Genomic DNA, 14,387 nt, shown 5'->3' with positions numbered 1-14,387 from the left:
AGCGGCGGAAGCGTGCAGTTCTGCTTTCAAGGTAGTACTCCAAAGTCGGGGAACAAATCAAATTCACTCTCGAAAGCTCCGATGCGAATCGCGGCCTTGCGGAACTACCGTATTTTAGCTATGTGACCCCGGGTTTGCCTGTCGCAACAATATAAGGTTTGGGCAGGCAAGAGTGTAATTTTTCTAAACAGCGGGACGTAACCTTAAATGGCGCGCATCGTGATGAAATTCGGCGGCACCTCGGTGGCCGATCTGGAACGCATCTATAATGTGGCGCGCCACGTCAAACGCGAGGTCGAGGCGGGCAACCAGGTTGCCGTCGTCGTTTCGGCCATGTCCGGCAAGACCAACGAGCTGGTCGGCTGGGTGCAGAACATGCCGAAAGTCTGCGGCGCAAGCTCTCCCTTTTATGATGCCCGCGAATACGACACCATCGTCGCTTCCGGTGAGCAGGTGACGAGCGGTCTTCTGGCGATTGCGCTTCAGTCCATCGGCGTCGATGCGCGTTCGTGGCAGGGCTGGCAGATTCCGATCAAGACCGACAACGCCCACGGCGCCGCCCGTATTCAGGAAATCGACGGTACGGAAATCATCCGCCGCATGGAAATGGGACAGGTTGCAGTTGTCGCCGGTTTCCAGGGGCTCGGCCCGGACAATCGCGTGGCAACGCTTGGACGCGGCGGTTCGGATACGTCTGCCGTCGCCATTGCGGCCGGTGTGAAGGCTGATCGCTGCGATATCTATACGGATGTGGATGGCGTCTACACCACCGATCCGCGCCTGGAGCCGAAGGCGAAGCGTCTTTCGAAGATTTCCTTCGAGGAAATGCTGGAAATGGCGTCGCTCGGCGCCAAGGTCTTGCAGGTGCGTTCGGTCGAACTCGCCATGGTGCACAAAGTACGCACTTTCGTGCGCTCGAGCTTTACGGACCCAGATGCGCCGGGCATGGGTGATCCGATCAACCCGCCCGGAACCCTTATTTGCGACGAGGATGAAATCGTGGAACAGCAGGTCGTCACAGGTATCGCCTTTGCGAAGGATGAAGCTCAGATTTCGCTGCGGCGCGTGGCCGACCGGCCGGGCGTATCGGCGGCAATTTTCGGACCGCTCGCCGAAGAGCACATCAATGTCGACATGATCGTGCAGAACGTGTCGGAAGACGGCTCCAAGACCGACATGACCTTCACCATTCCGACCGGCGACATCGACAAGGCGCTGAAGGTGCTGGACAAGGTCAAGGGCGAGATCGGCTTTGACAATATCCAGTCGGAAACCGGCCTCGCCAAGATTTCCGTCATCGGCATCGGTATGCGCAGCCATGCCGGCGTTGCTGCGACCGCCTTCAAGGCGCTTGCCGAAAAAGGCATCAATATTCGCGCCATCACGACGTCTGAAATCAAGATTTCGATCCTGATCGACGGTCCATATGCGGAACTCGCCGTTCGCACACTGCACGCGGTCTACGGTCTCGACAAATAATCAACAGGATTAGCATCCGCTTTTGAGCAATGCCGCGCAGCCGAAAGGGTGCGCGGCATTGCAACATTTTGCCATGCGCGACTATTTGTTCTGGACGCGGGTGTCAAAAATGCTCACAAAGGGATTGGCGTAACGCATCGCGGGCAGGTATTGGGAATCGGCTGGCGAAGGCGTGCCAGCAAGCTGAAAGGAGCCCCCGACGATCATGCGTGAGCTGACAACCGGTCCCCGCGTACTGCTCAAGCGGCTGCGCGAATTGATGGCGGAGCCGCTGGAACCGCAGGCGCGCCTCGACCGGATCGTCCGTGAAATCGCGCAGAACATGGTCGCGGAAGTCTGCTCCTTCTATATATTGCGCGCCGATGGCGTTCTCGAACTCTATGCTACCGAGGGTCTCAATCCGCAGGCTGTTCACCTCGCCCAACTTCGTCTCGGCCAGGGTCTCGTCGGCACGATTGCCGCAAGCGCCCGTCCGCTCAACCTGACCGATGCGCAAAGCCATCCGGCCTTCGCCTATCTGCCGGAAACAGGTGAAGAGGCCTATAATTCCTTCCTTGGCGTCCCCGTCCTTCGCGCTGGCCGCACTTTGGGCGTTCTTGTCGTCCAGAACAAGACCAAGCGGGCGTATCGGGAAGACGAGGTTGAAGCACTTGAAACCACCGCCATGGTCCTTGCCGAAATCATCGCGACCGGCGACGGTCTGCGTCTGGCTCGCCCGGGCATAGAGCTCGATCTCGGTCGCCCGATGAGCGTGACAGGACATGCTTTCAACGACGGCATCGGCCTTGGCCATGTGGTGTTGCATGAGCCGCGCATCGTCGTCACCAATCTTTTCAACGAGGACAGCCAGGCGGAACTGAACCGGCTGGACGAAGCGCTCGGCTCGTTGCGCATATCCATCGATGACATGCTCTCGCGCCGCGACGTGGCGGTGGAAGGCGAGCATCGCGAAGTGCTGGAAGCCTATCGCATGTTTGCCCATGACCGCGGCTGGGTGCGGCGGCTGGAAGAAGCCATCCATAACGGCCTGACCGCCGAGGCGGCGGTCGAAAAGGTACAGAGCGACACGCGCGCGCGCATGGTGCACCTGACCGATCCCTATATGCGCGAGCGCCTGTCGGATTTCGACGATCTTGCGAACCGTCTGCTGCGCCAGCTTATGGGCCATGACATCAAGACCATCGCCGAATCACTGGTCAAGGACGCGATCATCGTCGCCCGGTCCATGGGAGCCGCCGAACTTCTGGACTATCCGCGCGAGCGCTTGCGCGGTGTTGTTCTTGAAGATGGCGCGGCCACGAGCCATGTGGTGATCGTTGCCCGCGCCATGGGCATCCCCGTCGTCGGTCAGGCCAAGGGCGTTGTGTCCATGGCTGAAAACAACGATGCGGCCATTGTCGACGGCGATGAAGGCATCATGCATCTGCGCCCGCAAGCCGATCTGGAAACGGCTTATGCCGAAAAGGTTCGCTTCCGGGCACGGCGTCAGGCCCATTATCGCGAATTGCGGGACAAGCCCTCCGTCACGAAGGACGGCGTCGACATCTCGCTCCTGATGAATGCAGGGCTTCTCGTCGATCTGCCGCAGCTGTCGGCATCGGGTGCGGCGGGTATCGGCCTGTTTCGCACCGAGCTTCAGTTCATGGTGGCTTCCACTTTCCCGCGCGCCGAGCAGCAGGAACGCCTCTATCGCTCGGTCATCGAGGCGGCAGGCGACAAGCCGGTGACTTTCCGGACGCTGGATATCGGCGGAGACAAGGTTCTTCCCTATTTCAGTTCGACCGTGCAGGAAGAAAATCCGGCGCTTGGCTGGCGCGCCATTCGCCTGACGCTTGATCGTCCGGGCCTGCTGCGCACCCAGATTAGGGCGCTTTTGAAGGCGGCGGGCGGGCGCGAGCTGAAAATTCTGCTGCCGATGATCACGGAAGTGAGCGAGGTGAAGGCCGCGCGCGAGATCATCGACCGGGAGGTCCGTCACCTGTCGCGTTTTGCTCATCAGTTGCCGATGTGCCTGAAGCTCGGGGCGATGGTCGAGGTGCCGTCGCTGCTCTGGCAGCTTGAGGAACTGATGTCGCTTGTCGATTTCATTTCCGTCGGCTCGAACGATCTGTTCCAGTTCCTGATGGCGACGGATCGCGGCAATTCGCTGATGTCAGGTCGCTTTGACCAGCTTTCGCCCGCATTCCTGCGCGCGCTGCGCCACATCGTCGAGACCGGCAATCGCCATGGCAAGCCGGTGACCCTGTGCGGTGAAATGGCCAGCAGGCCGCTTCCCGCCATGGCGCTGGTCGGTATCGGCTTCCGGTCGATTTCTATGTCGGCAGCGGCGATCGGTCCGGTCAAGGCCATGCTTGGCGCGCTGGATGCGGACAAGCTCACCGCCTTGCTGAAGGAAGAGCTGGACAAGCCCAACAGCGCGCATTCGCTCCGCGAACTGCTGATGAGATTTGCCGAAGACAACGATATTCCGTTATAGCGAAGCAGATTGACCTGACCAAACGGTCGCGGTGCAGGATAGCACGGCGTTTCGTTCTGCATTCTCGCAGGCTGCTGACAATTTTTAGGACATAACATGATCGCATTGCCGCAGGACCGGATGGACCAGCTCTTGAAGCGGTTCTCCATGATCGAAAGCCAGATGGCCAACAATCCGGATTCGGAAACCTATGTGAAGCTTGCATCGGAATATTCCGAATTGCAGGAGGTGGTCGGCAAGATTCGCGAGCTGACCGACGTCCGCAGGGAAGCAGTTGATCTGGCGGCGATGCGTGACGATGCGGCCACGGATGCAGAGATGCGCGCGCTGGCGCTGGAAGAGCTGCCGGAAGTCGAAAAGCGCATTGAGACATTGGAGCAGGAAGTCCAGATACTGCTTCTGCCCAAGGATGCTGCCGACGAGAAGAATGCGATCCTCGAAATTCGCGCCGGCACCGGCGGTCTGGAAGCCGCGCTCTTTGCTGGTGACCTGTTCCGCATGTACGAGCGCTATGCCGCCGAAAAGGGCTGGCGGGTTGAATTGGTCTCGGCCAGCGAAGGCGATGCCGGGGGCTACAAGGAAATCATTGCTACCGTTTCGGGCAAGGGCGTGTTCTCCAAGCTCAAGTTCGAATCAGGCGTGCACCGCGTGCAGCGCGTGCCCGAAACGGAAGCTGGCGAGCGCATCCATACCTCTGCCGCGACGGTCGCGGTTTTGCCGGAAGCAGAAGACATCGATATCGAAATCCGCAATGAGGATATCCGTATCGATACGATGCGTGCATCAGGTGCGGGCGGCCAGCACGTCAACACGACCGACTCGGCCGTGCGCATTACGCATATTCCGACCGGCATCATGGTGGTGCAGGCTGAAAAATCGCAGCATCAGAACCGCGCCCGCGCCATGCAGATCCTGCGCGCGCGCCTTTATGACATGGAGCGTCAGAAGGCCGAAACCGAACGGTCGGAATCGCGGCGCAGCCAGGTTGGTTCGGGCGATCGTTCCGAGCGTATCCGCACCTATAATTTCCCGCAGGGTCGCGTTACCGATCACCGTATCAACCTGACGCTCTACAAGCTCGACAGGGTCATGGAAGGCGATCTGGATGAACTGGTCGATGCGCTGATCTCCGATCACCAGACTGCACTTCTTACCGAACTGGGCCAGTAAGGTGAGCGAGATGCGCCTCGACAGCCTGATGGCCGATGCCCGGACAAGGCTTCGTGCGGCGGACCTTGACACACCGGACATCGACGCGCGGCTTCTGGTCGAATGGGCGACAGGCAAGACGCGGCTCGATCTGATATCCGCGCCTGAGCAACTGGTGGATGCCGCCGCCATTGCGACGCTTTCCGATGCGCTGGATCGGCGCGCAAAGGGCGAGCCGGTTCATCGGATCATGGGCGTGCGCGAATTTTTCGGGCTGCCTTTTCGGCTTTCGCCTGAAACGCTGGAACCGCGTCCCGATACGGAAGCGCTGGTGGAACTGGTCATTCCGGCTCTGGAAGTGCTTGCGGAGCAGGAGGGTACGCTTGAGCTCCTCGACATGGGAACCGGAACGGGCGCGATCATCGTCTCGCTTCTGCACCGCTTCGAGTGTGCGCGTGGCATCGGTCTCGATATGGCGGAAGGCGCGCTGGCGATGGCGCGAATCAATGCTATTGCCAATGGGGTGGGCGACTGCTTCGCAGCGCTTAAAAGCGACTGGTTCCAGAATGTAAGCGGCCGATTTCATCTCATCGTCTCAAATCCGCCCTATATTCCGCATGACGACATCGCGGGACTGTCGCGTGAAGTGCGTGAACATGATCCGCTTGCAGCGCTCGATGGCGGCGCCGATGGGCTGAATTTCTACCGGGCCCTTGCACAGAAGGCGGCAGATCACCTATATAGGGATGGAATGGTTGCCGTAGAGATCGGCGCCGGACAATTCCAGGATGTTGAAGCGCTGTTCGAAAGCGCAGGTTTTTCACTCGCAGGACATGCAAGTGATCTCGGTGGCCATAGAAGGGCCATGCTTTTCGCGCTCGGATCGATTACGCAATTTTGATGCGGCGAACCGCTAAAAAACACTTGGAATTTGCGGCGAAGCCGTTTAGTTTCCGGCCACCGTATACAGCCAGATTGGTTTTGCCCGCTGATGGGCGGTGGCGGAAATGCTCCATGACGATTTTTGGTCATGCTCCCTGGAGGGTTCTTTGGGGATGGCTTGTACGGAAGTACACGACTTTCAAGCATAATCTCGAAGAGCACGGCTTTTCGGAATGGTTATGCATTAATGCAACCGCGGAGTTTCGGTGACCTTCAAAGGGTGTGCCAAACTCAGGAGCAGTCGATTTGTGGGAAGTTTTTAGGGCGTACTTCCTCCATGGCTCGATAGCGTGAAACCGGCAGCTTTTATGGCTGTGGAGTTTCTACGCCCTTTAATCTGAAAAGAGATGAATATGAGGCCAGCACAGCAGAACAGGCGCATGCGCGGACGGGGGAATAACAATAATAACAATAACCGCAAGGGCCCCAATCCTCTGTCGCGCAACTATGAAAGCAATGGTCCGGATGTGAAGATCCGCGGCAATGCGCAACATATTGCAGAAAAATACTCGGCACTTGCCCGCGACGCACAGGCATCTGGCGATCGCGTGATGGCAGAAAACTATCTTCAGCACGCTGAACATTACAATCGCATCATCATGGCTGCCATGGCGCAGAATCCGGTGCCGTTCCAGCGCGAAGAAACCTTCGACGATGACGGCGCGGACGACGAGGAAGCAGGTTTCACGCCTGCCGCCGTGCAGCAGCCCGTCAACGGTTCCGGCCCGCAGCCGGTTATCGAAGGCACGCCAGCTGAGGTTGTCTACGGTGAAGAGAGCGGCGAACCGGTAAAATCCGGCGAAGGTCGCCAGCAGCCGCGTGAACGCGACAATCGCGACCGTCGTCTCGGTCGCGGTCGCCGTCCGCAGCGTGAGCGTTTCAACGCTGACGAGCGTTCCGGCGAACAGCCGCAGGAAACGCAGGCTCAGCCAGCGGCTGAAGAGGCTCCGGCTCCGGTTGAAGCCGTTGCCGAGCAGGCAGCGCCGGTTGTCGCCGAGGCTGCTCCTGCTGCCGATGCAGCACCGGCGGAAGAAGCAGCACCGCGCCGCGCCACGCGCCGTCCGGGCCGTCCGCGCCGTGCCGCAAAGGATAGCGGTGACGAAACGCCGGTAACGGAAACGGCGAATTCCGACGCTTGATTGCTTCTTCGGATTGAATTCAAAATGGCGCGGTTTCCGCGCCATTTTTATTTGGTTTTGCAAGTGCCTGTAACCCTTGCCGAAACCCGGGCCTCGTCCCATATCTGTCTTGGAAAGAAGCTCGCCCAATGTGGGGGCTTCGTCACCATAAATCTTCTGGTGCCGCATGACGGGCCGGAAGGCAAAGGAGACATCATGAATATCGAAAAATACACGGAACGCGTTCGCGGTTTCATTCAGTCTGCACAAACATTCGCGCTGTCGTCCGGCAACCAGCAGTTTACGCCGGAACATGTGCTGAAAGTTCTTGTCGATGATGACGAGGGACTTGCCGCGTCGCTGATCGAGCGTGCAGGCGGACGGATTGCCGATGTGCGCATCGGCTTGCAGGCCGCGCTCGAAAAGCTGCCCAAAGTGTCGGGCGGCAACGATCAGCTTTATCTTTCGCAGCCCCTTGCCAAGGTCTTCTCGCTTGCCGAGGAGCTTGCCAGCAAGGCCGGTGACAGTTTCGTCACTGTCGAGCGCCTTCTTACGGCGCTGGCGATGGAAAAATCCGCAAAGACGTCTGAAATTCTTTCCGCTGCCGGTGTGACGCCGACGGCGCTCAACAAGGTCATAAACGACATGCGCAAAGGCCGCACCGCCGATTCGGCGTCTGCTGAAAGCAATTATGATGCGTTGAAGAAATATGCCCGCGATCTGACCGAGGATGCGCGCTCGGGCAAGCTCGACCCGGTGATCGGCCGCGACGAGGAAATCCGCCGCACGATCCAGGTTCTGTCGCGCCGCACCAAGAACAATCCGGTTCTGATCGGCGAGCCGGGCGTCGGCAAGACCGCAATCGCGGAAGGTCTGGCGCTGCGCATCGTCAATGGCGACGTGCCGGAATCGCTCAAGGACAAGCAGTTGATGGCGCTCGACATGGGCGCGCTGATTGCCGGTGCCAAATATCGTGGCGAGTTTGAGGAACGTCTGAAAGCAGTGCTTTCGGAAGTGCAGACGGCTGCCGGACAGATCATCCTGTTCATCGATGAAATGCATACGCTCGTCGGTGCGGGCAAGTCCGATGGCGCGATGGATGCGTCGAACCTGTTGAAGCCTGCCCTTGCGCGTGGCGAGCTGCACTGCGTCGGCGCGACGACGCTGGAAGAATACCGCAAATATGTCGAGAAGGATGCAGCGCTTGCTCGCCGCTTCCAGCCGGTATTCGTGGACGAACCGACCATTGAGGATACGATTTCGATCCTGCGCGGCCTGAAGGAAAAATACGAGCAGCATCACAAGGTGCGCGTTTCGGATTCGGCTCTGGTTGCAGCGGCAACCTTGTCGAACCGCTACATCACCGACCGCTTCCTGCCGGACAAGGCCATCGATCTTGTCGATGAGGCGGCGTCGCGCCTGCGCATGCAGGTCGATTCCAAGCCGGAAGAGCTCGATGAAATTGATCGCCGCATCATGCAGCTGAAGATCGAGCGTGAAGCGCTGAAAGTTGAAACCGATGCGGCTTCCAAGGATCGTTTCCAGCGCCTGGAAAAGGAGCTGACCGATCTGGAAGAAGAATCGGCGGAACTGACCTCGAAATGGCAGGCGGAGAAGCAGAAGCTCGGGCTTGCCGCCGATCTCAAGCGCCAGCTTGAAGAGGCGCGCAACGCTCTTGCCATTGCGCAGCGCAACGGGGAATTCCAGAAGGCGGGTGAGCTTGCCTATGGCACAATTCCGCAACTGGAAAAGCAGCTCGTCGAAGCGGAAAGTCAGGAGAACAAAGGCTCCCTGCTTGAGGAAACCGTTACGCCTGATCACGTTGCGCAGATCATTTCTCGCTGGACGGGCATTCCGGTTGACCGAATGCTGGAAGGCGAGCGTGAAAAGCTGCTGCGCATGGAAGACGAGCTTGCAAAACGCGTCGTCGGACAGGGCGAAGCCGTGCAGGCCATCTCGAAGGCTGTTCGCCGTGCGCGTGCCGGACTTCAGGACCCGAACCGTCCGATCGGTTCGTTCATCTTCCTCGGCCCCACAGGCGTCGGCAAGACGGAACTGACCAAGGCGCTCGCCGCGTTCCTTTTCCAGGACGACACGGCCATGGTTCGTATCGACATGTCGGAATTCATGGAAAAGCATTCCGTGAGCCGGCTGATCGGTGCGCCTCCCGGCTATGTCGGCTATGAGGAAGGCGGCGTTCTGACGGAGTCCGTGCGCCGCAGGCCCTATCAGGTGATCCTGTTCGACGAGATCGAAAAGGCGCATCCAGATGTGTTCAACGTGCTGTTGCAGGTGCTGGATGACGGACGCCTGACCGACGGGCAGGGCCGCACGGTCGATTTCCGCAATACGGTCATCATCATGACCTCCAATCTCGGTGCTGAATATCTCGTCAATCTTGGCGAGAAGGACGATGTCGAATCGGTGCGTGAAGAAGTGATGGGCGTGGTGCGGGCAGCCTTCCGTCCGGAATTCCTGAACCGCGTCGATGAAATCATCCTGTTCCACCGGCTGCGCCGCGAGGACATGGGTGCGATTGTCGATATCCAGATGCAGCGTCTCCAGATGCTTCTGAGCGATCGCAAGATCGTGCTGCAACTCGAGGAGGATGCACGCGAGTGGCTGGCGAATAAGGGTTACGACCCGGCCTATGGCGCGCGTCCGTTGAAGCGCGTCATCCAGAAGGAAGTTCAGGACCCACTGGCCGAGCGCATTCTTCTGGGCGATATTCTGGATGGTTCCATCGTCAAGATCACGGCGGGTTCGGACAGGCTCAACTTCCGTCCGATCCGTGGCGCGCAAGCAGATGAAAGCCACAAGGTCAGCGAGAACGCCTGAACGTTCATGAGTTGAAAGACAGGGGCGTCGCAACCGGACAGGTTGCGGCGCCTTTTTCACATAAGCCCTGACAAGTTTTCCGGTTTTCCGCCGATCTCGGCCATTTTCATGTCCAGTTCATCTGGCATCTGCTTTATCAGCTAATCAGTTATTAACCATATTCGCGGCATCCATGATCTCTCGATCACCCAGGGCATTCTTCATGGCGCATTACATACGCATGCTTCGTTTCGCTTTGTTTGGTTCCGTTGCGGCAACTGCCGTCAATGGTCCTGCGCACGCTGATGAAAGCAGGTCTGCAATGGTCACTGAGCGCCCGGTACAGCTTGCGCAGCTTTATGATCCCGGTGAAGAAATCTATCACGATCGCCGCGTGCGGGTGTTCATCGACCAGTATGGTCGTCGCATCACCATGGATCGTCGCGGGCGTATCCTCAGTGTCGAGGACGCCAACAATTACGATCCGAATGCCTACGACCGCCGGGTTCGTCGCGCGCCGCCACCGGACGACAACTGGACGCTGGATGGCCCGGTCGATGGTGGTGCGCCCTATGATGGTTTCGGCAATGTGCCCGAAGATCCGAACTATTATCCTGATGCTCCGGCGGCGCCGCAATATCGCGGCAACCGGGATGGACAGGTGCAGCGGTCGGAACTGCCACCGGCGGGCGATCAGTATCCGGACAATACCAACTCAGCCAGTGTCGACCCCCGCTATGACGGCCAGCAGGATTACGGCCAGCCCGGTTATGAGCAGCCGCGCGGTGTGCCCAATCCGAGCGATATGGCTCCTGCCATCGAAATGCCGAAAGGGCAGGGCGCAAAAGCAAAGATTGCAGCCTATCAGGTGCTTCTCGACCGTGCTGGCGCATCGCCCGGCGTCATCGACGGTCGTTCGGGAAGCAATGTCGACAAGGCCGCGGCTGCCTATGGCGAGCTGACCGGCAAGTCGATCAATCCTACGGACGAAGCAGCGGTCAACGCGGAGCTTGAAGCCACGGGCGGACCGGCTTTCACCGAGTACACCATCACCAACGAAGATGTCGGGCGCCAATACGTCGCCTCCATTCCGGAAGATTACGCCCACAAGGCGCAGCTTCCTGCGATGGCCTACACATCGGTCGCAGAAATGCTGGGCGAGAAGTTTCATATCGACGAGGCCTATCTGAAAGAGATCAATCCCGGCGTCAACTTCAACCAGCCCGGCTCGGTCGTGAAGGTTCCCAATCTCGGCAAGCCGGTTCGGACCAAAGTGGCTCGCATCATTGCCGACAAGGGGCGCAAGCAGGTTCGCGGCTATGACGAAACCGGCAAGCTGGTCGTTGCCTATCCTTCGACCATCGGTTCGTCGGACAACCCGTCACCGTCCGGCACCGTTCAGGTCGAACGTATCGCTATCAATCCGAATTACACCTATAATCCGAAGATCAACTTCAAGCAGGGTAACAACGACAAGGTTCTGACCATTCCGCCCGGACCGAACGGCCCGGTTGGCACGGTCTGGATTGCGCTTTCCAAGCCGACCTACGGCATTCACGGCACGCCTGAGCCGTCGAGGATCGGCAAGACGTCGAGCCATGGCTGTGTGCGATTGACCAACTGGGATGCGGAAGAACTGGCAAAGCTGGTGAAGCCCGGCGTGACGGTCGAATTTACCGAATAAGTATTACAGAAAAAGCCGGGCACCGCCCCGGCTTTTATCAGCTCTTGGTCGATCCGTTCGAAGCCAGCTTGGTGCTGTTCTCATCGCTGTTCAAAAGTGCGTCGATGCGGTCACGTTCCTGCTTGAACGCTTCGAGTTCCTTGCCGGAAAGCGCTTTGTTGTCCGGCAGGCGAATGCGCAGCGGATCGACCTTGGTATCGTTCACAATCAGTTCGTAGTGAAGATGGGGACCGGTCGAAAGGCCCGTCGAGCCCACATAGCCGATCACCTGTCCCTGCCGCACGCGTGCGCCAGCCGTAACGCCGCGGGCTATCGCATTCTGGTGGCTGTAGCTGCTCACATAGCCATTGGCATGGCGAATGAGGGTTTGGTTGCCGTAGCCATTGGTCCAGCCTGCTTTTTCCACAACACCATTGCCGGCGGCAATGATCGGCGTGCCGCGCGGCGCGGCCCAGTCCACGCCGGTATGCATGCGACTGTAGCCGAGAATCGGATGTCGGCGCATGCCGAATGGCGAGCGGAAGACGCCATTGGGAACCGGATTGCGCAACAGGAACTGCTTCGCGCTTTTTCCGTCGCCGTTAAAATAATCGACGCTGCCGTCCGGAGCCTGGTAGCGATAGAATTTGCGGGTTGTCCCGCCAAAATTGGCCGCCACATAGAGGAGCTGCGAATCGGCTTCGGGCTTATCCGGATCGTCCGGCAGTGAGAAGAATGCGTCTATCTGGTCGCTCGGCGACAGACGTGATTGCAGGTCGACATCGCTTGCAAGCATCTTGATGAGCTGCTCGCGCATCGTTTCCGACATGCCATAGGCCAGCGCCGCCCGGCTGATCCCGTCATAGACACTGGGCAGGTTGCCACGAATTGCCGTTGGCAATGCATTGCCGTCGAAAGCCGTCTGCAGGAGCGGGGTCTGTTCCGGTTCGTCCGACGGTATATATTGTCCGCGGTCGTTGAGGGCGACTGTTACCAGATGGGTGGTGCGGTTATAGATGCTGGCACGCACGATCCGGTCCACGCCGTCACGGGATTCTGTGCCTACCCGCAGGACACTGCCTTCCTTCAACCGGGGGGAATTCATCAGCTTGGCAAGCGAATCGGCCATGTTTCCGGCTTCGTCGCCGGTATAGCCCGCATCTTCGAGCGCCTGCGTAATTTCGGCGGTCTGGCGGAAAGGAATCAGTTCTTCTGAAAAACCTTCGCTGACCGTATCCTGATCGCCGCGCTGTGCGACGCTGACATTCTCCTGCGTAATCTTCACGCCAAGCGCGGGTCCGAGCGCGAAGGGAGAGTCCGAACCGCCAAAACGGGCGGGGTCGACATAATGAAGTGAGGCGACCTGCACGTCGCCGTCCGTCAGGAGGCCGCCGGTATCGCGCACGACCTTTTCGACCTCGTCGACGGTAAGGTCGCTGGAAGCGTCAAAAGTCGTGCTGTTCATCGGGAAATCAACGACGTGCAGGCTGACTTCGCTTTCGACCTTTGCGCCGTAAATCTGGCCGGCATCGGCGGGTTGTGGGGTCGTCGGGCCTTCCGAGAATACGGTCAATGCGTCGAAGGCCGGATATTTGCGGTTCGTCGGATGATCGACGGCGAGGGCCATGCGGACGAATTCGAATGGCCGGCTTCGTATAACCTCGCGCTCGCCCACCTTCTGCATCGTGGAAAGATCGAAACGGCGCCGGTCGCGCGGTTTTTGCTGGGAAACGGCGCTGACCAGACGCCCGCCCTTAGTAATGTCAATGTCGTCGGTTGCGCCCGGCATATCGTTTCGGGCAAGGATTTCGGGCGGGGTGGCCAACTGTTCGCGCCCATCCAGAGCTGCGAACAACGCGACACCGATCAGCATGCATGACGTCACACCGGTCAGGAAGGTTCCGGCGAGCCAGCGGGCAGAAACTTCACGACGATCCGGGGGACGACGCCGTCCACCCACGCTGAGCGGGGGCTCGTCACCCGGATCGAGATTGTTCGGCCCCATCTCTTTCATACCGCTGTAGCCGGTCCTTCTTTACAACTGACAGCACAAAATGTGCTTGAAATCGTTTGCCGGAGAAGCGGAGAAGCCGCCAATCCGGTATCAAGGTGTCTTCCAATCTGCCGGAAGGCTCCCAAACGGGTCCCTAAAGGGTAAACGAGTTTTGCCTGCCGAAGAAACGTAAGTCAACGACAAGCCTGCCGGACTACGATATCCACAATCGCCCGGGAGGGCCTGTCGATTGCCAGTCACCAGATTTGGGCAGAAGCTATTCAGGCAATAAGGCCGGTTTAAGGCCCTCCCACGTACTGGCGGGGCAATGAGGGCCCTATAATATAAGTCCAATACGTGGAAATCCGACGGCTTGTGGAAAGCTGTCAAAAAAACATCAAAAAACTTCTTCGATGCTGTTGACAGATAGGAGAGGTCACCCCTATATACGCCTCCACAACGAGGGCGGCGGCGCCGCAAGCGGCAGGCTGATGCGTCCTTGGAGTTGGTTGAAAGAGTTGGGCAGCGATGTTTGATTTGAGTAGGCTGGCGACGTTGACGGGGCGGAAGTTCTGTTGATGTTGGAAGAAAAGAGCTTCGATTAAGTTTGTGATTTTCTTCTAAAAAAAGTGGTTGACAGGTTGGTTTGACTGATCTAGAAGCCCGGCACCGCAGACGAGGCGCTGATGAGGATTTGACCTTCGGGTTGAGTGATGATCGCGGGTTTGTTGAGCGGGTGAGATTTTTGAC

The 14,387-nt window shown here is 58.8% G+C and carries 8 protein-coding genes; 7 read left to right on the top strand and 1 reads right to left on the bottom strand.

Going from position 1 to position 14,387, the window contains the following annotated elements; all coding sequences use genetic code 11:
• The first annotated feature begins 207 nt into the window (after positions 1–207).
• The 7 genes from F9K78_RS12550 (at position 208) to F9K78_RS12520 (ending at position 11,665) form a co-directional block, all read left to right on the top strand.
• Positions 208–1,479 (top strand): aspartate kinase, encoded by a 1,272-nt coding sequence (locus F9K78_RS12550; RefSeq protein WP_121982300.1) that lies wholly within the window; start codon positions 208–210, stop codon positions 1,477–1,479.
• A gap of 205 nt (positions 1,480–1,684) precedes the next feature.
• Positions 1,685–3,955 carry a phosphoenolpyruvate--protein phosphotransferase gene (ptsP, locus tag F9K78_RS12545; protein ID WP_121982299.1) on the top strand — a complete coding sequence of 757 codons (2,271 nt, stop codon included), beginning with the start codon at positions 1,685–1,687 and terminating at the stop codon, positions 3,953–3,955.
• Between the two features lie 96 nt (positions 3,956–4,051).
• Positions 4,052–5,125: a peptide chain release factor 1 gene (gene prfA, locus F9K78_RS12540; RefSeq protein ID WP_121984871.1), complete on the top strand. Its 1,074-nt coding sequence runs from the start codon at positions 4,052–4,054 to the stop codon at positions 5,123–5,125.
• A 10-nt stretch (positions 5,126–5,135) separates the two neighbouring features.
• Positions 5,136–6,005, top strand: a complete 870-nt coding sequence (gene prmC, locus F9K78_RS12535; RefSeq protein WP_121984870.1) for a peptide chain release factor N(5)-glutamine methyltransferase — start codon at positions 5,136–5,138, stop codon at positions 6,003–6,005.
• 394 nt (positions 6,006–6,399) lie between these two features.
• Positions 6,400–7,185, top strand: coding sequence for a DUF4167 domain-containing protein (locus tag F9K78_RS12530; protein WP_121982391.1), 786 nt, complete (start codon positions 6,400–6,402; stop codon positions 7,183–7,185).
• 195 nt (positions 7,186–7,380) lie between these two features.
• Complete coding sequence (gene clpB / locus F9K78_RS12525; RefSeq protein WP_121985001.1) at positions 7,381–10,002, top strand: ATP-dependent chaperone ClpB; 2,622 nt, start codon at positions 7,381–7,383, stop codon at positions 10,000–10,002.
• Positions 10,003–10,222: 220 nt separating this feature from the next.
• On the top strand, positions 10,223–11,665 hold the full coding sequence (locus F9K78_RS12520; protein WP_376903298.1) for a L,D-transpeptidase: 1,443 nt from the start codon (positions 10,223–10,225) through the stop codon (positions 11,663–11,665).
• Between the two features lie 37 nt (positions 11,666–11,702).
• Here F9K78_RS12520 and F9K78_RS12515 read toward each other — a convergent pair whose 3' ends face one another.
• On the bottom strand, positions 11,703–13,658 hold the full coding sequence (locus tag F9K78_RS12515; protein ID WP_121984868.1) for a M23 family metallopeptidase: 1,956 nt from the start codon (positions 13,656–13,658) through the stop codon (positions 11,703–11,705).
• Between the last annotated feature and the right edge of the window lie 729 nt (positions 13,659–14,387).

Origin of the sequence: Brucella pseudintermedia (genome assembly GCF_008932435.1) — a bacterium.
In the GTDB taxonomy this organism is placed as follows: Bacteria; Pseudomonadota; Alphaproteobacteria; order Rhizobiales; family Rhizobiaceae; genus Brucella; species Brucella pseudintermedia.
This window is presented reverse-complemented; position numbering and strand designations above follow the sequence as displayed.